This is a genomic window from Pseudomonas sp. GD03862, from assembly GCF_029840855.1.
Lineage (GTDB): Bacteria > Pseudomonadota > Gammaproteobacteria > Pseudomonadales > Pseudomonadaceae > Aquipseudomonas > Aquipseudomonas alloputida.
The window spans coordinates 41,412-64,918 of sequence record NZ_JAOCDI010000033.1 but is presented as its reverse complement, the minus strand read 5'-3'; the positions used below and the strand labels follow the sequence as shown (position 1 = coordinate 64,918).

Below are 23,507 nucleotides of genomic sequence, written 5' to 3'. Positions count from 1 at the left end.
CGAGGGACCACGCTGAACCTGAAGACAAAAAACCCGCCTGCCGGTCAGGGCAGGCGGGTTTTGGCTACAGCGCCAGTATCAGTACGACAGGCCGAAGTGCTCTTCGTCCATCGCCATCAGGTTGTTGGCGCCCGACAGCATGGTCGCCACATGGGTACGGGTACGTGGCAGGATGCGCTGGAAGTAGAAGCGGGCAGTCTGCAGCTTGGCGGTGTAGAACGCCTCCTCGCTGGTACCGGCTGCCAGTTTCTCGGCGGCCAGGCGGGCGATGTCGGCCCAGAAGTAGGCCAGGCAGGCATAGCCGGAGTACATCAGGTAATCGACCGAAGCCGCACCCACTTCTTCACGGTCCTTCATGGCAGCCATGCCCACTTTCATGGTCAGCTCGCCCCACTCCTTGTTGATGGCCGCCAGCGGTTCGACGAACTCCTTGACCGCTTCGTTACCTTCCTGCGCCTGGCAGAACTTGTGCACGATCTTGGTGAAGCCCTTCAGTGCTTCGCCCTGAGTCATCAGCACTTTGCGACCGAGCAGGTCGAGGGCCTGAATACCGGTAGTGCCTTCGTACAGCATGGAGATACGGCTGTCGCGCACATTCTGCTCCATGCCCCATTCGGCGATGAAGCCATGGCCACCGTAGATCTGTACGCCGTGGTTGGCGGCTTCGAAACCGACTTCGGTCATGAATGCCTTGGCGATCGGGGTCAGGAACGCCAGCAGGGCGTCAGCCTTCTTGCGCTCTTCTTCGTCCTGGCTGTACTTGACGATGTCCACCTGCTTGGCAGTGAAGTACACCATCGCGCGGTTGCCTTCGGCGAAGGCCTTCATGGTCAGCAGCATGCGACGCACGTCCGGGTGGACGATGATCGGGTCAGCGGCCTTGTCCGGTGCTTTCGGGCCGGTCAGGGAACGCATCTGCAGGCGCTCACGGGCGTACTTCAGGCCACCCTGGAACGCCACCTCGGCGTGGGCCAGGCCTTGCAGCGCGGTACCCAGACGAGCAGTGTTCATGAAGGTGAACATGCAGTTCAGGCCTTTGTTGGCTGGGCCGATCAGGTAGCCGGTGGCAGCATCGAAGTTCATGACGCAGGTAGCGTTACCGTGGATGCCCATCTTGTGTTCGATCGAGCCGCAGCTCACGCCGTTGCGCTCGCCCACGCCGCCCTCGGCGTTGGGCAGGAACTTCGGCACGATGAACAGCGAAATCCCCTTGGTACCGGCCGGTGCGTCCGGCAGGCGGGCCAGGACGATATGGACGATGTTGTCGGCCATGTCGTGCTCACCGGCCGAAATGAAGATCTTGGTGCCCGACACTTTGTAGCTGCCGTCGGCCTGTGGCTCGGCCTTGGTGCGCAGCATGCCCAGGTCGGTGCCGCAGTGCGGTTCGGTCAGGCACATGGTGCCGGTCCACTCGCCGGACACCAGCTTGGTCAGGTAGGTGTGCTGCTGCTCGGCAGTGCCATGCGCAGAAATAGTGTTCATCGCGCCATGCGACAGGCCTGGGTACATACCCCACGACCAGTTCGAGCCACCGACCATTTCGCTCAGGGCCAGGCCCAGCGACTCTGGCAGGCCTTGGCCGCCATGCTCGACGTCATGTGCCAGGCTCGGCCAGCCGCCTTCGACGAACTGCTGGTAGGCTTCCTTGAAGCCGGTTGGGGTTTTCACCCCCGATTCGCTCCAGGTGCAGCCTTCCTGGTCACCCACGCGGTTCAGCGGCGACAACACCTGCTCACAGAACTTCGCGCCTTCTTCAAGGATCGCGTCGACCATGTCGGGCGTGGCGTCCTGGCAGCCCGGCAGGCTCTGATAGTGCGCCTCATAGCCAAGCAGCTCGTCGCGAACGAAGCGGATATCACGCAAGGGGGCTTTGTAGTCAGGCATTGCGATGAACCTCTAGGTGAGTTCTGTGGGGTGACCCGCGCTTGGCGGAAGCCGATCAAACAGTTGTTTGAAACTTACGTTTAGCTCAGCTTTCTGTCAAGGATGGACTATGGTGCCATTTACGCCACGAAAAATGGCAAATCAGTCATGCCATGGCACAAACCCTTGTAAGGAGCGGGCTTGCCCGCGAAGAGGCCCGACCAGACAAAATTGTTGTCTGATCGGACGCATTCGCGGGCAAGCCCGCTCCTACAAGGGCAGGCGCTGAAATAGGGGATGACGCAAGTGTTCAGGCGTAGGTGTCGATGATCCGGCCAAGCATTTCGTCGGATGCCTTGGCGACCTTTGCGCCGAGTTCGACTTCGGTCTTGCCCACCGCCTGTTGCACGACACTGGTGGCCATGTCCATCTGCTGGCTGCGGTCGACCGCGCGCAGGCGTTCTGCCTGAAAATCGCTGGACTGGCTAGTGGCGGTACGTTCGGCAGTGGTGTTGGCGATCTGGCTGGCGGCCTGATCGACGCGGTTCTGGCCGGTCTGGATTGCGCTCAGGCCCGCGTAGTAGGCGGAGCTACCGGTGATTTCCATGTCAGGACTCCATTGACGCTGGATGACGAACAGCCCCAATTAAAACAGGCTGGGGGCAAAAAGGCCCGTTTAAATCCCTAATGGCTCAATGCCAGTTGATAGGCCTTGGGTATTCCTGTTCTGGCCGCTTCGCGGTTAAACCCGCGCCCACAACGGTATGCGTTCCCTCGTAGGAGCGGGTTTACCCGCGAAGAGGCCGGGCCTGCAACACACTAATCCAGCAGATCCAGCTGCAGATGCTCCGCCACCATGTCGGCACTGGCCTGCTTGAGCTTGGGCACCCGCCCCAGGCAAGGCGCTGGCAGGCGCTCTGCAAGGCTGGCCAGGTTCTCTTCCAGGCGTGAGGTGCGCGGCTCGATGATGTTTGCCACCCAACCCGCCAACTGCAGCCCATCACGCTCGATCGCTTCGGCGCTGAGCAAGGCATGGCTGATGCAACCCAAGCGCACGCCTACCACCAGAATCACCGGCAACCGCAGGGCAACGGCAAGGTCGGACAGGTTCTCCAGGCCCGACAGCGGTACGCGCCAGCCGCCGGCCCCCTCTATCAAGGTGAAGTCGGCATTTTGTTGCAGCACATTGCGCATCGCCGCGAGCAGTTCTGGCACAGCCAGCGTCACCCCTGCCTCGCGCGCCGCCACATGCGGGGCTATAGCAGGCTCGAAGGCAAACGGATTGACCTGCTCATAGGGCAGCTTGACCGTGCTTTCGTCGATCAGCGCCAGGGCATCGCTATTGCGCAAGCCTTTCGGCGTCATCGTGCAGCCCGAGGCCACCGGCTTGGCACCCAGCGTGCTCATGCCCTGCAAACGCGCCGCATGCAGCAGGCCGGCAGCGATGGTGGTCTTGCCGACATCGGTATCGGTACCCGCAATGAAAAAGGCCTGGCTCATCGTGCTCCCCTTACACCTGTGGCTTGCGCAACACACCATAGACCACTTGATAGGTGGCTGGCAGCCCCGCGGGCTGGCGAAATGCCTCATAGGCCTGCAACAGGCCCTGCATTCGCGCCCGGCTGGTGAGGCCGGAAGGTCGCCCAGGGTTCAGATTGTGCGCCCCCAACGCCTTCAGTTCGTGGGTCAGGCTGCGCACATCCGGGTAGTGCAGCACATGCGGGCACCGCTCCAGCTCAAGCTGTTCAAAACCGCTGGCTGCGCACAGGCGCTGATAGTCTTCGAAACGGCGGAAGCGGTTTACATGCACCAGGCCATCCACCGCCTGCCAACTGGCGCGCAGTTCGTCGAGAGTGCCCACGCACAGGCTGCTGAAGGCCAGTACACCGCCTGGGCGCAGCACCCGCTGCGCCTCGGCCAGCACACTGGCGAACTGATCGCACCACTGCACCGCCAGGCTGGAAAACACCAGGTCGACACTGGCATCGCGCAGCGGCAGACGCTCGGCGTCGCCAACCACGTGATACTGCGCTCCACCCTTTACATGACGGGCATGAAGCAACATGCCCTCGGCAATATCCACCGCCACGCCACTGGCCTGGGCGAAACGCTCAGCCAGCATGCGGCTGAAATGGCCGGTGCCGCTGCCCAGGTCCAGCCAGTGAGACGGCTTCAGGCCTGCCGGCAATTGCTCCAGCAGGCTCAGGCCTACAGCACGCTGAAGGGCCGCCACGCTGTCGTAACTGGCCGCGGCGCGGGAGAACGAGGCCGCCACCTGGCGCTTGTCGGGCAATGCGCCGGGCAGGGTCGGACGGGAAAGGTCAGTCATCGCCACTCTCATGCAGAAAACTCTTGATGCCCGCCGCCAGCTCCTGCGGATACTCCAGCAGGAACGCGTGGGAACTGTCTTCGACCAGGCCCACTTCTACATCGGGCAACAGCTCGCTCAACGCCTTTGCCGCCTCTGCCGGCACTAGCGCATCGCTGCCGGCGAACAGGTGCAGTTGCGGGCCACCATAGGCCTGCAAGGCTTCACGGGTGTCCAGCTTGGCCAGCACTTCAAGGCCAGTGGCCAGGTACAACGGGTCGGTATCCGGCACGCCGACACCCAGCTGACGCAACAAGGTGCGCGGCTGCAGGGCGCCGTCGCTGCACAAGGTACGGAAGCGCTTGAGGGTGACCTGGGTATGGTTGCGGCAGCCGTCGAGGAAGGTGCCGAAGGTGTCTTCGGCCATGCCATGGGGCCAATCTGGCCGGGCCAGGAAGCTGGGGTTGCTGGCCAAGGTCAGCAGCCCGCAGCAGTGGTCGCCACGCTTGTGCGCCAGCGCGCTGGCCAACATGCCACCCAGTGACCAGCCACCCAGCCAGACATTGCTGGGCAGCTTGCGGTCCAGATGGTCGATCCAGGCCTGCACATCGCTGTGGGCCAGTTCTGGCAGGGGCATCAGCTCTACCTGCAGGCGGGCGTCCTGGGCACGCAGGCTAGCGGCCAGCGGCTCCAGCGCAGCAGTTCCCAAGCCCCAGCCGGGCAATAGAACAAGTCGATTACGCATCGGCGTTCTCCAACTGTGGATAACACTCGGCCAATGCATTCAACAATAGCTGCACCTGCGCCTCGCTGTGTGCGGCGCTCAGGGTTACCCGCAGGCGTGCGCTGCCAGCCGGCACGGTGGGTGGGCGGATGGCCGTCACCAGCAAGCCGCGCTCACGCAGCAGGCGTGACAGGCGCAACGCCTGCGCACTGTCGCCGATCACGATGGGCTGGATCGGCGTCGGGCTGTCCATCAACTGCAGCCCCAGCTGCTGCGCGCCTTCTCGGAACTGGCGAATCAAGGCTGCCAGGTGCTCACGACGCCAGGTTTCGCGGCGCAGCTGCTCCAGGCTCTTGAGTGTGGCGCAGGCCAGCGCCGGTGGCTGGCTGGTGGTGTAGATATAGGGGCGGGCGAACTGTACCAGCGCCTCGATCAGCGCTTCGCTGCCAGCAACAAAAGCACCCGCGGTGCCGCAAGCCTTGCCGAGCGTGCCGATCAGCACCGGTACGTCATCCACGCCCAGGCCAAAGTGCTCGACGATGCCGCCGCCCTGTGCGCCCAAGGTGCCCAGGCCATGGGCATCGTCAACCATCAGCCAGGCTCCGCGGGCACGGGCGACATCGGCCAGCGCCGGCAGGTCGGCCAGGTCACCGTCCATGCTGAATACGCCATCGGTCACCACCAGGGTATTGCCGACTGCCTTGTCCAGGCGGCTGGCCAGGCTGGCCGGGTCGTTATGCAGGTAGCGGTTGAAGCGGGCACCACTGAGCAGCCCGCCATCCAGCAGCGAGGCATGGTTGAGGCGGTCTTGCAGTACCGTGTCGCCCTGCCCCACCAGCGCGGTGATGGCGCCCAGATTGGCCATATAGCCGGTGGAGAACAACAGGGCGCGCGGGCGGCCGGTGAGTTCAGCCAGTGCCTCTTCAACCTGATGGTGCGGGGTGCTGTGGCCAACCACCAGGTGCGAGGCACCACCACCCACACCCCAGCGCTCGGCGCCGGCCTGCCAGGCGGCGATCACCTCGGGGTGGTTGGCCAGGCCCAGGTAGTCATTGCTGCAGAAGGCCAGCAACCGCTGGCCGTCGACCACCACTTCCGGCCCTTGCGGGCTTTCCAGCAATGGCCGCTGCCGATACAGGTCTGCGGCGCGCCGTTCGGCCAGGCGCGCTGCCAGGTCGAAAGCCATATCAGGCTGTCGCGGCGTCGTAGAACATCTCGCTGCTGCGCTGCTCGACCAGCGCTTGCTCGATGGCTGCCTGGTGCACTTCGTCGGCGTGCTCTTCACGCGCTTCGGGCTTGATGCCCAGGCGTGCGAACAGCTGCATGTCCTTGTCGGCCTGGGGGTTGGCGGTGGTCAGCAGCTTTTCGCCGTAGAAGATCGAGTTGGCGCCCGCCATGAAGGCCAGGGCCTGCATCTGCTCGTTCATCTGCTCGCGGCCGGCGGACAGGCGCACGTGAGACTTGGGCATGAGGATACGGGCCACGGCCAGCATACGGATAAAGTCGAACGGGTCGACGTCCTCTTCCTCAGCCAGCGGCGTGCCGGCCACCTTGACCAGCATGTTGATCGGCACCGACTCCGGGTGTTCCGGCAGGTTGGCCAGCTGGATCAGCAGGCCGGCGCGGTCATCCAGCGATTCACCCATACCCAGAATGCCACCAGAGCAGATTTTCATCCCGGCGTCGCGCACGTAGGCCAGGGTCTGCAGGCGCTCGCTGTAGGTACGCGTGGTGATGATGCTGCCGTAGAACTCCGGCGAGGTGTCGAGGTTGTGGTTGTAGTAGTCCAGCCCAGCCTGGGCCAGGGCCTTGGTCTGCTCCTGGTCGAGTTTGCCGAGGGTCATGCAGGTTTCCAGACCCATGGCCTTGACGCCTTTGACCATCTCCAGCACGTAGGGCATGTCTTTGGCCGACGGGTGCTTCCACGCCGCCCCCATGCAGAAACGGGTAGAACCGATGGCTTTGGCGCGGGCAGCTTCTTCCAGCACCTTCTGCACTTCCATCAGCTTCTGTTTCTCCAGCCCGGTGTTGTAGTGACCGGACTGCGGACAATATTTGCAATCTTCCGGGCAGGCGCCGGTCTTGATCGACAGCAAGGTCGAAACCTGCACGCGGTTGGGGTCGAAATGCGCGCGGTGCACGGTCTGCGCCTGGAACAGCAAGTCATTGAACGGTTGCTGGAACAGCGCCTTGACCTCGGCCAGGGCCCAATCGTGACGTGTTGTTGCAGTTGTGCTGGCGCTCATCGGCGTTTCCTTGTTTAGGCTGTAGCTGGCGCCGGGACAGGAAAGCCCGCCAGCGCATCACGGATAGCTCGCATAGTCATGGAAGGCCTATGAACTGTCAACTGCAGTGGAAGCGACTGGTTTACAAGTGCTCACTTATTAATCAGACGTGCTTGTTATGCGATGAGCCTGCCGAGCAGCATTACCCGCTGTGCATCACCTGCGAACAGGCGCTGCCCTGGCTGGGTGATCAGTGCCGGCATTGCGCCCTGCCCTTGCCCATGGCCGGCTTGACCTGCGCCCCGTGTGGCCGCTGCTTGCCGGCCTTCGACCAGGTCATTGCCCTGTGGCATTTCGGCTTTCCGGTGGACACGTTGATCAGCCGTTTCAAGCACAATCGCCAATGGCCTTTGGGGCGCCTGATGGCTGAGCTGCTGGGGCAGGGGCTGCAGTATCGCTATGCCGAAGGGCTGCCTCGCCCTGACCTGCTGTTGCCTGTGCCTTTGGCCAGGCGTCGACTGCGCGAGCGGGGGTTCAACCAGGCGGGGATGCTTGGGCGGTGGTTGTCGTCGCACGTCGGGGTAACCTGCAACGAGCGTTTGCTGGCCCGCACCCGCGAGACACCGGCACAGCAACATCTGGGCGCCAAGGCACGGCGGCGCAATTTGCGCCAGGCGTTCGCGGTACAGGGCGAACTGGAAGGCAAGCATGTCGCCATCGTCGATGATGTGTTGACCACCGGTGCCACTGCGCAGGCTATCGCCCAGGCACTGCGCAAGGCAGGTGCGCGGCGGGTGGATGTGTATTGCCTGGCACGTACGCCCAAACCGGGGTATGTATGACCAGGCGCGACCTGCCCATTTGTAAAGCACCCTTGTATACGGAATACCCATGTCCCTACCCCCCGTTCTCACCCAGCACATCGCCCGCCGCCCACAGCGCATCGCGCTGCTGCAGCACATTGCCGAACAAGGCTCGATCACCCGCGCCGCCAAGGCCGCGGGTATCAGCTACAAGGCGGCCTGGGATGCCATTGACGAGCTCAACAACCTGGCCAGCCAGCCCTTGGTCAAGCGCAGCACCGGTGGCCGCGGCGGTGGCGGTGCGCACTTGTCGGCGGAAGGCGAGCGGGTGTTGCGCCTGTACCAAAGGCTGCAGGCCCTGCAGGCACAAATCCTTGAAGCCGCCGAAGAATCCGGCGACCTCGACCTGCTCGGGCGCCTGATGCTGCGCACCAGTGCGCGCAACCAGTTGCAGGGCCAGGTCAGCGGCCTGCGCCCTGAAGGCCGGTATGACCGCGTCAGCCTGGCATTGGGTGGCGGGCTGGAGATCGATGCACTGATCACCCACGACAGCACGGCGCGCCTGGAGCTGACACCGGGAACGATGGTGGTGGCGCTGCTAAAGGCCGGGTGGGTGCGCTTGTTGGCGGAGGGGGAAGAGGCCGAAGCGGGGAGCAATTGCCTTTGCACGAAGGTGGAGGAAGTGCTGGCAGAGGTCGATGGGCCCAGTGAAGTCAGGCTGGCGTTAGGCAACGGGCAGACCCTGTGTGCAATGGCTGATGCGCACTGGTTGGCTGCCCAGCAGGTCGTGGATGGCAGTGTGGTGCGGGTGCAGTTTCACCCGTCTTATGTGTTGATCGGGGTTCCCGCATAGTCTGGCCGCGCGGTGCGCGGTTCGCGGGCTTGCCCGCTCCCACAGGGACCGCACCACCCGATGCATCTGGGCCGTAATGTGCGGGCACGCCCGCGAAGGGGCCGGCACCGGTATAAAGCGGTACCATGTCCCCACGCCGCTTACCCTCCGGAGCCACCATGTCCCACCCCTTCGACACCCTCACCCCCGACCTGGTCCTGGACGCAGTGGAAAGCCTGGGCTTTCTCAGCGACGCTCGGGTGCTGGCGCTGAACAGCTACGAGAACCGCGTGTACCAGGTGGGCATCGAAGACGCGCAGCCGCTGATTGCCAAGTTCTACCGCCCAGGCCGCTGGAGCGATGCAGCCATCCTTGAAGAACACGCCTTCACGGCCGAACTCGCCGACTGTGAAGTCCCGGTGGTTGCGCCCCTGCAGCACGATGACCGCACCTTGTTCGAACACAAGGGCTTCCGCTTCACGCTGTTCCCCCGTCGCGGCGGCCACGCCCCCGAGCCTGGCAACCTCGACCAGTTGTATCGCCTGGGCCAGTTACTTGGCCGCCTGCATGCCGTGGGCGCCAGCAAACCGTTCAAGCACCGCGAGGCACTGGCTGTGGACAACTTTGGCCACGCCTCGCTGAACACCTTGCTGGAGGGTAATTTTGTCCCACGTGAACTGCTGCCGGCGTTCGAGTCCGTGGCCCGCGATCTGCTCAAGCGGGTGGAGGACATCTACGCTCGCACACCACACCAGCTCATTCGCCTGCACGGCGACCTGCACCCCGGCAACCTGATGCACCGTGACGAGGTGTATCACGTGGTCGACCTCGACGATTGCCGCATGGGCCCAGCGGTGCAAGACCTGTGGATGATGCTGGCCGGCAACCGCGAGGAGCGCCTGGGGCAACTGGCCGAGCTGATCGACGGCTACAACGAGTTCCACGACTTCGACCCGCGCGAACTGGCCCTGATCGAGCCCCTGCGCGCCCTGCGCCAGCTGCACTATAGCGCCTGGCTGGCAAGGCGCTGGGACGACCCCGCGTTCCCGCCCAGCTTCCCTTGGTTTGGCCAGCCACGCTACTGGGGCGACCAGATTCTCGCCTTGCGCGAACAGATGGCTGCGCTGGATGAAGCACCGCTGAAATTGTTCTAGAAGCACGCCCGCCTCTGTCTACAATAGGCGTCGCTTTATTTAGCAACCTAAGCAAGGATTCTGCATGCACGCCGCAAACCCGCGTCGCGGGTACATACTGGGCTTGAGCGCCTACATCATCTGGGGCCTTTTCCCCCTCTACTTCAAGGCAATCCAGAGCGTCCCGGCGGTGGAGATCATTGTCCACCGGGTGCTCTGGTCAGCACTGTTCGGCTCGCTGCTGCTACTGGTGTGGAAACACCCCGGCTGGTGGCGTGAACTGCGCAACAACCCGCGCCGGCTGGGCATCCTGGCACTGAGCGGCGCACTGATCGCCGGTAACTGGCTGACCTACGTGTGGTCGGTGAACAACGGCCGTATGCTCGAGGCCAGCCTGGGCTATTACATCAACCCGCTGATCAACGTACTGCTGGGCATGCTGATTCTTGGCGAGCGCCTGCGCCGCCTGCAATGGCTGGCGGTGGGCATGGCTGCCGTGGGTGTGGCGCAGCAGGTGTGGCAAGTGGGCAGCCTGCCGTGGGTGTCACTGGTGCTGGCGTTGAGCTTCGGCTTCTATGGGCTGATCCGTAAGCAGGCACCGGTGGCTGCGCTGCCCGGCCTGGTGGTGGAAACCTGGATGCTGGTACCGCTGGCCCTTGGCTGGCTGCTACTGCACCCGACAGCGATGAGTGCCCAGGGCGCGTTCTATACCAGCAGCGAGGCGCTGTGGCTGATGGCGGCCGGGCCGGTGACGCTGGTGCCGCTGGTATGCTTCAACGCCGCCGCACGGCACCTGCCGTACACCACGCTGGGCTTCCTGCAGTACCTGGCACCGACCTTGGTGCTGTTGCAGGCCGTAGTGCTGTTCGACGAGCATTTGTCGTCGAGCACCCTGGCGGCCTTCATGTTCATCTGGGCAGGTTTGGCGATTTACAGCGTCGATGCATGGCTGAACTTGCGCAAACGTAGCTGATCAGAAAACGATCAAAACTCTGCAGGTCATGTAGCGCCTGGCCTGCAGAGACATCTCCATAGGTTATCCACACCCTCGTCCCCGCGCTTTGTGCACAAGCTGCTGATAATTGGGCATTTTTTGAGCAAAACAGTACAAGGCACGTGATACCTGGGCTGGAGAGGTACACCCCCAGGTTATCCACAGGGCCTTCCCCGTGATATCGGGATAACCGCAGGTGGCCGCTTCGCACCCCATCAAGACACAAGCGGCCGTGTGTCGCGATTGGGCCGCAAAGCGGCCCCGGCAATCTCTGATCAATCCTCTGCCCGCAGCTTCAACTCCACCATCAAGTCATCCGCCAGGCTCTCCAGCCGCTGCTGCAGTTCTTCCAGCGGCAAGGTCAACGGCAACGCCAGCAATGCGTCGGCGTGGAACAACGGCTCACTGCTCATCGGCGCCGGCCGCACTTCTGTGGAAAACCGCTCGACGTTTACCTGCAGCTCAGCCAGCAAGCGGGTAATGTCCCGCACGATCCCCGGCCGGTCGTTGCCCACCAGCTCCATGGCAATTGGCTTCCAGGTGCACGACGGCTCGATCCCGCTCTCGGCAATCAGCACGCGAATGTCGTACCTGGCCAGCCCCTGCAGCGAAGCCACAAGCTCGGCGTAATTCTCTGCCGGCACCGCCACCCGCAGAATGCCAGCAAACTGCCCGGCCATACGCGACATGCGGCTTTCCAGCCAGTTACCACTGTGGTCGGCGATGCACTGGGCAATACGTTCGACCTGGCCGGCCTTGTCAGGGGCAATTACAGTCAGTACAAGATGATCCACAAGCCCTTCCTCGTGTCGGACCGCGCCGGGCGGCAGAAAATCGGGGGATCGAGTCAGTATAGGCAAGGCGCGGCAACCTGCCGCAGGGCAATCTGCACAGCCAATCGTGTACTGTTTCAAGATTTATCTGGAACAATCCACCTGTTTTTTGCGAACATACCTACTCCCAGCGTGACCATACGCGACCAACGGGTCGCATAACGGCGCTTTTAGTCTGATTTTGCCCCGCCTACTGCTTCATGTAGTATCCCGTGGCGCGGACTACAAAACGTCGTTTGGATGTCTGCCAAGGCGCCTGTGAAAATACGCACACTGCCCGCCAGCCTGTCTGGCAGGCCGCACCCAGCCGCCCCCGAGCAAAACCGGGAGCATGCACTGGTGCCGTGTTTAGAGAAGCGCTACAGGCTTAATACAGAAGAGCGAAATAGCTGAGCAGAGTGAGGCAAGCAATGACTGGATACGTTCAAGTCGGTGGCCTTCAGGTCGCCAAGGTCCTGTACGACTTCGTGAACAACGAAGCCATCCCCGGGACCGGCATCGTCGCCGAGCAGTTCTGGGCGGGTGCAGAGAAGATCATCAATGACCTCGCTCCAAAGAACAAAGCCCTGCTCGCCAAGCGCGACGAGCTGCAAGCCAAGATCGACGCCTGGCACCAGGCACGCAAAGGCCAGGCCCACGACGCCGCAGCCTACAAAGCATTCCTCCAGGAAATCGGCTACCTGCTGCCACAAGCCGACGATTTCCAGGCCACCACCCAGAAAGTGGACGAAGAAATCGCCCACATGGCCGGCCCACAACTGGTCGTTCCGGTGATGAACGCCCGCTTCGCCCTGAACGCCGCCAACGCCCGCTGGGGTTCGCTGTACGACGCCCTTTACGGCACCGACGCCATCAGCGATGAAGGCGGCGCCGAAAAAGGCCAGGGTTACAACAAGGTACGCGGCGACAAGGTCATCGCCTTCGCCCGCGCCTTCCTCGACGAAGCCGCGCCACTGGCTGCCGGCTCGCACGTCGACTCCACGGGCTACCGCATCGAAGGCGGCAAGCTGGTTGTTGCCCTGAAAGGCGGCAGCAACAGCGGCCTGCGCGACGATGCGCAACTGATCGGCTTCCACGGCGACGCCGCCGCGCCGACTGCCGTGTTGCTCAAGCACAACGGCCTGCACTTCGAAATCCAGGTCGATGCCAGCACCCCCGTCGGCAGCACCGACGCCGCTGGCGTCAAAGACATCCTGATGGAGTCGGCACTGACCACCATCATGGACTGCGAAGACTCGGTTGCAGCCGTAGACGCTGACGACAAAGTCATCGTCTACCGCAACTGGCTGGGCTTGATGAAAGGCGACTTGGCCGAAAGCGTGAGCAAGGGTGGCAAAACCTTCACCCGCACCATGAACCCGGACCGCGAGTACGCTGCGCCTAACGGCGGCAGCGTGACCCTGCACGGTCGTTCGTTGCTGTTCGTGCGCAACGTTGGCCACCTGATGACCAACCCGGCGATCCTCGATGCCCAAGGCAACGAAATCCCCGAAGGTATCCAGGACGGGCTGTTCACCAACCTGATCGCCCTGCACAACCTCAACGGCAACACCAGCCGCAAGAATACCCGCAGCGGCAGCGTGTACATCGTCAAGCCGAAGATGCACGGCCCTGAGGAAGTGGCGTTCGCCGCCGAGATCTTCAGCCAGGTCGAAGACCTGCTGGGCATGCCGCGCAACACCGTCAAGGTCGGCATCATGGACGAGGAACGCCGTACCACGGTCAACCTCAAGTCCTGCATCAAGGCAGCCGCCGAGCGCGTGGTGTTCATCAACACCGGCTTCCTTGACCGCACTGGCGATGAAATCCACACCTCGATGGAAGCCGGCGCCGTGGTGCGCAAAGGTGCCATGAAGAACGAGAAGTGGATCGGCGCCTACGAAAACAACAACGTCGACGTTGGCCTGGCCACCGGCCTGCAAGGCCGTGCGCAGATCGGCAAAGGCATGTGGGCCATGCCTGACCTGATGGCCGCCATGCTCGAGCAGAAGATCGCCCACCCACTGGCCGGTGCCAACACCGCCTGGGTACCGTCGCCAACTGCCGCCACCCTGCACGCCCTGCACTACCACAAGGTGGACGTACAGGCGCGCCAGCGTGAACTGGCTTCACGTACCCCGGCGTCGGTGGACGACATTCTGGCCATTCCGCTGGCTGCCGACACCAACTGGTCGGCCGAAGAGATCCGCAACGAGCTGGACAACAACGCACAGGGCATTCTCGGCTATGTGGTGCGCTGGATCGACCAGGGCGTGGGTTGCTCGAAGGTGCCGGACATCAACAACGTCGGCCTGATGGAAGACCGTGCCACCCTGCGCATCTCTGCCCAGCTGCTGGCCAACTGGCTGCGCCACGGCGTGGTCAGCCAGGAACAGGTGCTGGAAAGCCTCAAGCGCATGGCCGTGGTGGTCGATCAGCAGAACGCTGGCGACCCCCTGTACCGCCCAATGGCGCCGAACTTCGACGACAACGTGGCGTTCCAGGCGGCTGTGGAACTGGTAGTGGAAGGTGGCAAGCAACCGAACGGTTATACCGAGCCGGTACTGCACCGCCGTCGCCGCGAGTTCAAGGCGCGTAACGGGTTGTAAGCAGCATCTGCGCCAGGGGGGCCGTTTCACGGCCCCCCTGCGCATCATCCAATTTTCAGTTCTTTGTTCACCAGCTCCAACAGCTTGCCCAGATCCACCGGCTTGAGCAGGAAGTCCACCACCCCCAGGTGCATCACATCCACTGCCTCTTCCACATCGGTGTCGCCCGACACCACAATGATCGACAACGCCGCCCGCTCCGACGCACGAATCGTCCTGATCAAGTCCAATCCACTTTCAGGCTGCATACGCAAATCGGTAATCATCAAGCCGATACGCTTCTGGTAGTGCAGGTACAACCTGGCTTCCTCGGCCCCATCCGCCCCCACCGCATCAATGCCCCGGCTTTTCAGGTACAGGATCAGCGCCTCCCGGTTAACCGCGTTGTCATCCACCACCAGCACCAACGGTCTGGCTGCCACAGGCGCACTTTGGTTTATCACGGCCAAGGCCTCGCGCTCGGCGTCGCTCAGGATGTCGGTGTGCTCAGGCATGCTCATCTCGTCAAAAAAATTCCGCTTCAGCATTAGGACCGCATTACTCGCGTAACCCGTTTCGCCTTTCGTCGGGTCTTTGACAAGGGCGCTCATAGACTTACGTCCAATGGGCACCACCCCGCCGCAAGCCGACCATGGAGGCAGAGAACAACATGGCCGGTACCTATATATAGATATATATAGTTCGGCATAGCGATACGGTCAGTTTCATGAGCAAAAAGGACGCCTACAGCCAGGCGGGCAGGACAGCGGTACTGCAAAACATCCAAGGCACATTGCAGTTCCTGCAGCGCTTTCCGCCGTTCAATCAGATGGAGCACAGCCACCTGGCCTTCTTGGTCGAGCAGTGCCAGCTGCGCTTCTACGCCTGCGGTGAAAGCATCGTCAAACCTGCCGACGGGCCGGTCGAGCACTTCTACATCGTCAAGCAGGGCCGCGTGGTTGGCGAGCGCCAGCACCTGGACAAACCAGGCGTCGAGACCACGTTCGAGATCACCAGCGGCGAGTGCTTCCCGCTGGCAGCCCTGCTGGGTGAGCGGGCAACCCGCACCGAGCACCTGGCCGGGGAAGACACCTTCTGCCTGCAACTGAACAAGGCCGCATTCATCCGCGTGTTCTCGATGTCTGATGTGTTTCGGGATTTTGCCCTGCGCGGTGTCAGCAGCCTGCTTGATCAGGTCAATCAGCAAGTACGCCAGCGCGCTGTGGAAACCCTCGGCACCCAGTACTCGCTGAACACCCCCCTGGGTGAACTGGCCATGCGTCACCCGGTGGTGTGCAGCGCCAATACCCCCCTGCGCGAAGCCGTGCGGCTGATGCACGAGCAACAGGTAGGCAGCATCGTGGTGGTCGACCCGCAGCGCTACCCCATCGGTATCTTCACCTTGCGCGACCTGCGCCAGGTGGTGGCGACAGTAGATGCCGACCTGGGCGCCGCCATCGACCGGCACATGACCGCCAAACCGTTCTACCTCCCACCCCAGGCCAGCGCCTTCGATGCCGCCATGGCCATGACCGAGCGGCATATTGCCCATGTCTGCCTGGTGGAAAACGGACGCCTGTGCGGCGTGGTTTCCGAGCGCGACCTGTTCTCCCTGCAACGGGTCGATCTGGTTCACCTGGCGCGCACCATACGCCATGCGCCACGCCTGGATACGTTGGTTTCACTGCGCGGCGAAATCAGCCAGCTTGTGGAACGCATGCTGGCCCATGGCGCATCGTCGACGCAGATCACCCAGATCATTACCTTGCTCAACGACCATACCGTGTGCCGGGTCATCGAACTGGCCCTGGCCGAACGTGGCGACCCGGGCGTGCCGTTCAGCTGGCTGTGCTTTGGCAGCGAAGGGCGACGCGAGCAGACCCTGCACACCGACCAGGACAACGGCATCCTCTTCGAAGCGGTCGACAGCGCCGAGGCCGACGCGATCCGCGCTCGCCTGCTGCCGCTGGCGCAATACATCAACCAGTGTCTGGCCCAGTGCGGTTTCACCCTGTGCATGGGTAACGTCATGGCCGGCAACCCCGAGCTGTGCCTGTCGCGCTGCGAGTGGGCGCGACGCTTTGCCGGGTTTGTTCGCGAAGCCAGCCCGGAGAACCTGCTGGGCTCGAGCATCTACTTCGACTTGCGGGTGGTGTGGGGCGACGAGCAAGGCTGCGAGCAGCTGCGCCAGGGCCTGCTGGCACAGGTAGCCGACAACCGCATCTTCCAGCGCATGATGGCTGACAACGCCCTGCGCCAACGCCCGCCGGTGGGCCGATTGCGCGAGTTCGTGCTGACACGCCAGGGCAACGACAAGGCGGCGACCCTCGACCTCAAGGTCCAGGGCCTGACGCCCTTCGTGGATGGTGCCCGTTTGCTGGCCCTGGCCAATGGCATAGCTGCCTGCAATACCCTGGAGCGCCTGCGCCAACTGGTAGCCAAGGGCGTGATCGAACCGTTGGACGGCGCCGCCTATGAAGAGGCCTACCACTTCATCCAGCAAACCCGCATGCAGCAGCACCAGCGCCAGATACGCGACAACCTGCCTTACTCCAACCGGCTCGACCCGGACAGCCTCAACCACCTGGACCGGCGCATCCTGCGCGAATCCCTGCGCCAGGCTCAGCGCCTGCAAAGCAGCCTGGCCTTGCGGTATCAGCTATGAGCCTGTTCGCCTGGCTGCGCCCAAGTGCGCCCGAGCTGGACCACGCCAAGCGCCAGCGCCTGGCCCGGTTGCCCAAGCCCGTGCCGTTGGGGGTATGTACCCTGCGCGAGCAGCGCTGGGTGGTGCTGGACCTGGAAACCAGCGGGCTCAACCCCAACCGTGATCAGGTACTGTCGATCGGGGCGGTGGCCATCGAAGACGGTGCCATCGACTTTGCCCAGCAGTTCGAACGCACATTGCACCGGCCTTTGCAGAAGACCAACGCCAGCGTACTGATCCACGGTTTGGGCCCCAGCGCCCTGGCTGCCGGTTGCGACCCGGCCGAGGCCCTGCTGGATTTGCTCGATTTCATTGGCAACAGCCCGGTGCTGGCGTTTCACGCGCCATTCGACCAGCGCATGCTGGCGCGTGCGCTGAAAGAGAGCCTGGGTTACCGCTTGCAGTCGCCATTCCTCGATATCGCCGAGCTGGCGCCGATGCTCAACCCCGACACCGTGCTGCGCGAGGCAGGGCTGGATGACTGGGTTGCACGGTTTGGCTTGCAGGTTGAAGAACGCCATCATGCCAGTGCCGATGCCCAGGTGACCGCAGAACTGGCGCTGATCCTGTTCAGCCAGGCCCGGCGCCAGCAGCTGGACAGCCCGCTGCAGCTGGAGCAACGGTTGCGCGGATGGCGACGGCGCAAGATGCAGAGTCATGGTTTGTAGGGATAGGCACTGAATATTCCAAGGCATACCCTTCAGCCTTTTCCATGATGGCGATCCGATAAGCGTCCATTGCACCCACCCCCTCCCCTCTGCAACAATCGCGAATAATTATCGTTAGTTAATGCATTCGTTCCGGGGGGACGCTGCTTGTCTTCTGCACAGAGCCCACACGCCGATCTGGTCGGTGCGCTGTACCGCGACCACCGCGGCTGGCTGCTCGCCTGGCTGCAACGCAGCATGGCCTGCCGCCAACGTGCTGAAGACCTGAGCCAGGACACCTTCGTGCGCCTGCTTGGTCGTGAGCAACTGGACACACCCCGCGAACCCCGCGCGTTTCTGGCCGCCGTGGCCAAGGGGCTGATGTTCGACCACTTCCGCCGCGCCGCGCTGGAACAGGCCTACCTGGCCGAGCTGGCACTGATCCCTGAAGCCGAACAGCCCTCGCCAGAAATGCAGCATCTGATCCTTGAAGACCTCAAAGCCATCGACCGCCTGCTCGGCAAGCTGTCGAGCAAGGCTCGCGCGGCGTTTCTGCACAGCCGCCTGGACGGCATGGGCCATGCCGAGATTGCCGAGCGCCTTGGCGTTTCGGTGTCGCGGGTGCGCCAGTACATCGCCCAAGGGATGCGCCAGTGCTATGTAGCCCTGTATGGGGAGCCGACGTGAGCAACGTCCCGGTTTCGTCCCGGGTCCTGGAAGCCGCGATTGCCTGGAAACTCAGCCTCGGCGACAGCAGCAGCACGCCTGATGAGCGCAATGAATTCATGCGCTGGCATGCCGCCAGCGAAGAGCACGCACGTGCCTGGCGCCAGCTCGGCGCCATGGACCAACGCGTTAGCGCGGCGGCTGGCCCGGCACGCCAGGCGCTGCTGCAATCGCGCGCCAGCCTGCGGCGACGCATTGGCAAGGTTGGCGGCGGGCTGGCCGGCACGTTTCTGCTCGGCGCGCTGCTGGCATGGGTCGGCGCCCCGTCGCTGGCACCCAGCTACTGGTTGGCCGACCAGCGCACCGCCACGGGTGAATTGCGCACCTTGCGCCTGGAAGACGGCACACTGCTGAGCCTGAACACCCACACCGCCGTGGACATCGACTACGCCGGCGCGCAACGGGTGATCGTGCTGCACCAGGGCGAAATCTCGGTCGAAACCGGCCACCAGGACCCGCGCCCGCTGCTGGTACGCACTGAAGACGGTCGCTTGCGGCCACTGGGCACGCGCTTCCTGGTGCGCCGCGAAGCCGGCGGTACGCGCCTGGAAGTGCTGCAAGCCTCGGTCGCCGCCATGCCGCATGACAGCGGCGACGAACAGGTGTTGCGCGAAGGCCAGCAGGTGTTGATGAACGCCAATGGCCTCGGCGAGGTTGGCACGGTGCCTGCCGGTGCCGATGCCTGGACCCGCGGCATGCTGGTGGTCGACAACGTACGCCTGGGCGACCTGCTCGCCACATTGGGCCAGTACCGCAGCGGCTACCTCGGGGTGGATGCCAAGGTCGCCGACCTGCGCGTAACCGGCAGCTTCCCGTTGACCAACACCGACCTGGCGCTGGCCTCGCTGGTGCCGGCGTTGCCGGTGAAGATCGAGCGGCATACGCAGTGGTGGGTGAACGTCACTTCCAAATAGGCCGGGCCTGCTGGCCAATCTCCGCTAGCCGTTCAGCGTTGCCGCCGCCACCGTATTCGCGGGTAAACCCGCTCCTACCACGGCGGTGGGCACACATCGCGGTCGTCGTAGGAGCGGGTTCACCCGCGAAGAGGCCGGGCCTGCTGGCCAATCTCCACCTGCCGTTCACCGTTGCCGCCGCCACCGTATTCGCGGGTAAACCCGCTCCTACCACGGTGGTGGACACACATCAGGGTCGTCGTAGGAGCGGGTTCACCCGCGAAGAGGCCGGTGCTGGCAAAATACCTTTTAAATAATTCTCAATATTTTTCAGATTCACCCTGTCACTTTTCAGATCTCGCTCGGCAAGGAAGCAGCAAGCACTTACCCGTCGAGGAACCGCCGCATGTCCCGTGCCGTTGATCATATCCTGCGCCCCAGCCTGATGGCCCTGGCCATCGGCCTGGCTGCCCCGCTGACCAGCCCTGTCTTGTTCGCCGCCGAGCAATCCACGTCGCGCGCCTACAACCTGCCCAGCGCGCCACTGGCCACCACCCTCAACCAGATCGCCAGCCAGGCCGGCATTGCCTTGGCCATCGACCCGGCACTGGTCAGCGGCCGCACCTCGGCCCCGGTCAGCGGCCAATACGACGGCCTGGGCGCCCTGCAAGCCGCCCTGAGCGGTACCGGCCTGCAGTTGCAGCAGAGCACTGCGGGCAGCTACAGCCTGGTGGCCGTGCCGGATGGCACCCTGGCCTTGCCGGAAACCACCGTGAATGCCCCCAGCGCCAGCGAAAGCGCCTGGGGCCCGGTTGAAGGCTACGTGGCCAAGCGCACCGCTGCTGGCACCAAGACTGACACGGCACTTGTGGAAGTCCCCCGCTCCATCTCTGTCGCCACCCGCGAGCAAATGAAAGACCGCGGTGTACACAGCCTGGATGATGCAGTGCGCTACATGCCAGGCATCGTCTCCGCCAGCTTCGGCAGCGACACCCGTTATGACTGGATGCGCGTGCGCGGCTTCGAGCCAACGCAGTTCCTCGATGGCCTGCCCCTGCCCCGCGGCGTGTACGCCAACCCGAAAGCCGAAACCTGGAACCTCGACCGCCTCGCCCTGCTGCGCGGCCCGGCCTCTTCGATCTACGGCCAGACCCCACCTGGCGGCCTGCTGGACATGGTCAGCCGCCGCCCGCAAGCGGAAAGCGCTCATGAAATCGAGCTTCAATACGGCAGCGACAACCATCGCCAGATCAACTTCGCCAGCACCGGCAAGATCGACGATGAAGGTCGCTTTCTCTATGGCGTCAGTGGCGTTATCCGTGACAGTGGCACGCAAATTGACCACATTGACAACAAGCGCTACAACATTGCCCCAAGCCTGACCTGGAACATCGACGAAGACACGACGCTGACCTTCCTCACCCAGTTCACCCGTGACGATACCGGTGCCACCAGCCAGTTCCGGCCCATCCAGGGCACCAAGATCGACATGCCGTTCGGCAAGATCTCGCACCACAAGAACCTGGGTGACCCGGATTACGAGTTCTACGACCGCACTTACTACGCGCTGGGTTACGCCTTCGAACACCGCATCAATGACGTCTGGCAATTCCGCCAGAACCTGCGCTACACCAAGTCGGACCTGTCGTTCCAGACCATCACCCCTGGCAGCTACAACAAGAGCTCGCCGCCGGTGCAGGACGATGGCACTGTCAGCCGCATGTCCACCAACACCGATGAAGACATCAGCCAGTTCGCGGTGGACAACAACTTCCAGGCGGACTTCGCTACCGGGGACATCGACCACACGCTGTTGATCGGCCTGGACCACCAGCGCATCAACACCAACTACCTGTCGATCTTCGACTTCAACGTGCCGGACAGCAACGTCAACAACCCGGTCTACGGGCTGCCGATCACTCGCCCGGATCGCTCGACCGCGTTTTACGACTACAACCAGAAAACCCGTCAGACCGGCCTGTATGTGCAGGACCAGATGGCGCTTGGTAACTGGCGCCTGACCCTGGGCGGTCGTGAAGACTGGGTGCACACCGGCACCAAGTTCTTCAACCAGGGCGATGCCACCAATACCCAGCGGGACAAGAAGTTCAGCGGCAACGCAGCCATCAGCTACGTGTTCGATTCGGGCTTCGTGCCGTACCTGTCCTATGCCGAGTCGTTCCAGCCGTCCAGCAATGCCAGTGTGTCGGCCTCGGAGTCGTTCAAGCCCACCGAAGGCAAGCAGTGGGAGCTGGGCGTGAAGTATCAGCCGCCGGGGTCCAATACCCTGTTGTCGGCAGCCGTGTACGACCTGACTCAGAAAAACGTCTCGGTCACCAACACGGTCGGTGGTGTGACCATCACCAGCCAGACCGGTGAAGTGAAAGTCCGCGGCCTTGAGCTGGAAGCGGTTTCCGATGTGACCGACAACCTGAAGGTCATTGCCGCCTACACCCTGGCCAAGTCCGAGGTGCAGGACGGCGATTTCAAAGGTAACCGCCTGCAACTGATGCCTAACCAGCAAGCGTCCATCTGGGGCGACTACACCTGGCACTCAGGCGTACTCGACGGCTTCGGCATCGGCCTGGGCGCGCGTTATACCGGCAATACCTACGGCGACCAAGGCAATACCTACCTGGGCAAGGCCAAGGCCTACACCGTCTTCGATGGGTCGGTGCATTACGACCTGGGTCGCCTGAACGGCAGCCTGAAGGGCGCGTCGGTCGCGGTCACCGCCACCAACCTGCTGAACAAGGATTACCTCTCTACTTGTGACGCGTACTACTGCTACTACGGCGATGAGCGCAGCGTCGTCGCCAGCGCCACTTACAAGTTCTGAGTGAGCTGGGGCCGCCTTGCGGCCCCGGGTTCCAACCGACAACAATCGGTACCGTGATGAAGAGCCCCACCATCCGCCGCTGGTCCTTGATCCACACCTGGAGCAGCCTGGTCTGTACCCTGTTCCTGCTGTTGCTGGCAGTCACCGGCCTGCCGCTGATCTTCCACCACGAACTCGAACACCTGCTAGGCGACGCCCCTGAACTGCGTGAAATGCCGGCAGGCACCCCGCACCTCGACCTGCAGCAACTGGTGCTCAAGGCCGAACAACATCGCCCCGGCGAGGTCATGCAGTACTTCGGCTACGATGAAGGCGAGCCCAACGGCGTGGTCGCCATTACCGCCGCCACCGCCGGCACCGACCCCAACCTGTCGCACACCTTCATGCTCGATGCACGCACCGGCGAGGCGGTGGCCATGCCGGCCGCCAATGGTGGATTCATGATGGTGATGCTGCGCCTGCATGTGGACATGTTCGCAGGCCTGCCGGGCAAGCTGCTGCTGGCCTTCATGGGCGTATTGTTCATTGTCGCGATTGTCTCCGGCACCGTGCTCTATGCGCCGTTCATGCGCCGCCTGGAATTCGGCACCGTACGCCACAAGAAGTCCCGCCGCCTGCGCTGGCTCGACCTGCACAACCTGATTGGCGTGGTCACCCTGGCCTGGGCATTGACGGTGAGCGTGACCGGGGTAATCAGTGCCCTGTCCGACCTGGTCATCGCGACCTGGCGCAACGACAGCCTGGCTGCGATGGTTGCCCCCTACCGCGACGCCCCGCCGCTCGTCGAGCGCGCCCCAGCCACTCGCCTGCTGGAAATTGCCGAGCAGGCCGCGCCCGGCATGCGCCCGGATTTCATCGCGTTTCCAGGCACGCGTTTCTCCAGCGAGCACCACTATGCGGTGTTCATGAACGGTGCCACCCACCTGAGTTCCCACCTGTTCACGCCGGTACTGATCGATGCTCGCACCCTTGCAGTGACTGCCGTCGGCAACCGTCCCTGGTACATGGATGCCATGGGCCTGTCGCAGCCACTGCATTTCGGCGATTACGGCGGGCGACCGATGCAGATCCTCTGGGCGTTACTGGACGTGCTGACAATCATCGTGCTCGGCAGCGGCCTCTACCTGTGGTGGGGCAAGCAGCGTAACCCCAGGGACGCACGCGCATGAGCCACAAGTCGCAACCCACGGCACGCCTCTTCGCCTGGCCAGCGTTGATTGCCCTGCTTGGCTTCCTGGGCCTGTTCGCCGCACTGCTCGGCGACGGTGGCTGGGACGTTCTGGCATGGGCTGGCCTGGGCCTGCCGGCCCTGCTGAGCCTGCGCGGGCTGTTCTGGCGTCGGGGGCGCTAGCCCGCTACCACCCCGCAACCGCAGGTATTGCCAAGCATGGGGTTTTCCTCAACCAAGGAACCGCC

21 protein-coding genes are annotated in these 23,507 nt (G+C 63.3%); 12 read left to right on the top strand and 9 right to left on the bottom strand.

Annotation, left to right across the window (positions count from 1 at the left end; translation table 11 throughout):
- Window positions 1-78 precede the first annotated feature (78 nt).
- The 7 genes from N5D53_RS20085 to bioB all read right to left on the bottom strand — a co-directional run bounded on the left by N5D53_RS20085 (window position 79) and on the right by bioB (window position 7,141).
- Window positions 79-1,884 carry a phenylacyl-CoA dehydrogenase gene (locus N5D53_RS20085; RefSeq protein ID WP_010951720.1) on the bottom strand — a complete coding sequence of 602 codons (1,806 nt, stop codon included), beginning with the start codon at window positions 1,882-1,884 and terminating at the stop codon, window positions 79-81.
- Between the two features lie 289 nt (window positions 1,885-2,173).
- The gene (locus N5D53_RS20080; RefSeq protein WP_104960653.1) at window positions 2,174-2,470 is read right to left on the bottom strand and encodes a pyrroloquinoline quinone biosynthesis protein PqqE; all 297 of its coding nucleotides are present in this window, start codon (window positions 2,468-2,470) and stop codon (window positions 2,174-2,176) included.
- A 212-nt stretch (window positions 2,471-2,682) separates the two neighbouring features.
- On the bottom strand, window positions 2,683-3,363 hold the full coding sequence (gene bioD / locus N5D53_RS20075; RefSeq protein ID WP_003255605.1) for a dethiobiotin synthase: 681 nt from the start codon (window positions 3,361-3,363) through the stop codon (window positions 2,683-2,685).
- A 10-nt stretch (window positions 3,364-3,373) separates the two neighbouring features.
- Window positions 3,374-4,192 (bottom strand): malonyl-ACP O-methyltransferase BioC, encoded by an 819-nt coding sequence (gene bioC, locus N5D53_RS20070; RefSeq protein WP_190869758.1) that lies wholly within the window; start codon window positions 4,190-4,192, stop codon window positions 3,374-3,376.
- Entirely contained in the window at window positions 4,185-4,916 is a 732-nt protein-coding gene (locus N5D53_RS20065; protein WP_003255608.1) for an alpha/beta fold hydrolase, read from the bottom strand. Before N5D53_RS20065 ends, bioC begins: the two co-directional genes overlap by 8 nt.
- Entirely contained in the window at window positions 4,909-6,081 is a 1,173-nt protein-coding gene (gene bioF / locus N5D53_RS20060) for an 8-amino-7-oxononanoate synthase (RefSeq protein WP_279840636.1), read from the bottom strand. Before bioF ends, N5D53_RS20065 begins: the two co-directional genes overlap by 8 nt.
- 1 nt (window position 6,082) lies before the next feature.
- Window positions 6,083-7,141: a biotin synthase BioB gene (gene bioB / locus N5D53_RS20055; RefSeq protein ID WP_010951714.1), complete on the bottom strand. Its 1,059-nt coding sequence runs from the start codon at window positions 7,139-7,141 to the stop codon at window positions 6,083-6,085.
- A gap of 89 nt (window positions 7,142-7,230) precedes the next feature.
- Between bioB and N5D53_RS20050 the strand changes: the two genes are divergently transcribed.
- From N5D53_RS20050 to rarD, 4 genes are all read left to right on the top strand, one after another.
- Entirely contained in the window at window positions 7,231-7,962 is a 732-nt protein-coding gene (locus N5D53_RS20050) for a ComF family protein (RefSeq protein ID WP_104960651.1), read from the top strand.
- 49 nt (window positions 7,963-8,011) lie between these two features.
- The gene (locus N5D53_RS20045; protein ID WP_104960650.1) at window positions 8,012-8,776 is read left to right on the top strand and encodes a TOBE domain-containing protein; all 765 of its coding nucleotides are present in this window, start codon (window positions 8,012-8,014) and stop codon (window positions 8,774-8,776) included.
- Between the two features lie 158 nt (window positions 8,777-8,934).
- The gene (locus tag N5D53_RS20040) at window positions 8,935-9,909 is read left to right on the top strand and encodes a serine/threonine protein kinase (RefSeq protein ID WP_004577117.1); all 975 of its coding nucleotides are present in this window, start codon (window positions 8,935-8,937) and stop codon (window positions 9,907-9,909) included.
- A 64-nt stretch (window positions 9,910-9,973) separates the two neighbouring features.
- Entirely contained in the window at window positions 9,974-10,861 is an 888-nt protein-coding gene (rarD, locus tag N5D53_RS20035) for an EamA family transporter RarD (RefSeq protein WP_010951710.1), read from the top strand.
- 296 nt (window positions 10,862-11,157) lie between these two features.
- Here the strand turns inward: rarD and N5D53_RS20030 are convergent, their stop codons facing one another.
- Window positions 11,158-11,676 (bottom strand): ACT domain-containing protein, encoded by a 519-nt coding sequence (locus tag N5D53_RS20030; RefSeq protein ID WP_010951709.1) that lies wholly within the window; start codon window positions 11,674-11,676, stop codon window positions 11,158-11,160.
- A gap of 449 nt (window positions 11,677-12,125) precedes the next feature.
- On the opposite strand from N5D53_RS20030, the gene N5D53_RS20025 reads away from it, so the two are divergent.
- Window positions 12,126-14,303 carry a malate synthase G gene (locus N5D53_RS20025; protein ID WP_190869759.1) on the top strand — a complete coding sequence of 726 codons (2,178 nt, stop codon included), beginning with the start codon at window positions 12,126-12,128 and terminating at the stop codon, window positions 14,301-14,303.
- Between the two features lie 44 nt (window positions 14,304-14,347).
- Here the strand turns inward: N5D53_RS20025 and N5D53_RS20020 are convergent, their stop codons facing one another.
- Entirely contained in the window at window positions 14,348-14,893 is a 546-nt protein-coding gene (locus tag N5D53_RS20020; RefSeq protein WP_020192755.1) for a response regulator, read from the bottom strand.
- A 116-nt stretch (window positions 14,894-15,009) separates the two neighbouring features.
- Here N5D53_RS20020 and N5D53_RS20015 point away from each other — a divergent pair, with 116 nt between their 5' ends.
- The 7 genes from N5D53_RS20015 to N5D53_RS19985 all read left to right on the top strand — a co-directional run bounded on the left by N5D53_RS20015 (window position 15,010) and on the right by N5D53_RS19985 (window position 23,442).
- Window positions 15,010-16,947 carry a putative nucleotidyltransferase substrate binding domain-containing protein gene (locus N5D53_RS20015; protein ID WP_190869760.1) on the top strand — a complete coding sequence of 646 codons (1,938 nt, stop codon included), beginning with the start codon at window positions 15,010-15,012 and terminating at the stop codon, window positions 16,945-16,947.
- The gene (locus N5D53_RS20010) at window positions 16,944-17,654 is read left to right on the top strand and encodes a 3'-5' exonuclease (RefSeq protein WP_104960646.1); all 711 of its coding nucleotides are present in this window, start codon (window positions 16,944-16,946) and stop codon (window positions 17,652-17,654) included. The genes N5D53_RS20015 and N5D53_RS20010 overlap by 4 nt, the downstream gene beginning before the upstream one ends.
- Before the next feature lie 147 nt (window positions 17,655-17,801).
- The gene (locus N5D53_RS20005; RefSeq protein WP_010951704.1) at window positions 17,802-18,320 is read left to right on the top strand and encodes an RNA polymerase sigma factor; all 519 of its coding nucleotides are present in this window, start codon (window positions 17,802-17,804) and stop codon (window positions 18,318-18,320) included.
- Window positions 18,317-19,273 carry a FecR family protein gene (locus tag N5D53_RS20000; RefSeq protein WP_104960645.1) on the top strand — a complete coding sequence of 319 codons (957 nt, stop codon included), beginning with the start codon at window positions 18,317-18,319 and terminating at the stop codon, window positions 19,271-19,273. The genes N5D53_RS20005 and N5D53_RS20000 overlap by 4 nt, the downstream gene beginning before the upstream one ends.
- Window positions 19,274-19,658: 385 nt before the next feature.
- A complete protein-coding gene (locus tag N5D53_RS19995) occupies window positions 19,659-22,091 on the top strand; it encodes a TonB-dependent siderophore receptor (protein WP_266022143.1) in 2,433 nt (810 codons plus the stop codon).
- A gap of 56 nt (window positions 22,092-22,147) precedes the next feature.
- Window positions 22,148-23,260 carry a PepSY-associated TM helix domain-containing protein gene (locus N5D53_RS19990; RefSeq protein WP_104960643.1) on the top strand — a complete coding sequence of 371 codons (1,113 nt, stop codon included), beginning with the start codon at window positions 22,148-22,150 and terminating at the stop codon, window positions 23,258-23,260.
- Window positions 23,257-23,442: a hypothetical protein gene (locus tag N5D53_RS19985; RefSeq protein WP_190869761.1), complete on the top strand. Its 186-nt coding sequence runs from the start codon at window positions 23,257-23,259 to the stop codon at window positions 23,440-23,442. Before N5D53_RS19990 ends, N5D53_RS19985 begins: the two co-directional genes overlap by 4 nt.
- The last annotated feature ends 65 nt before the right edge of the window (window positions 23,443-23,507 follow it).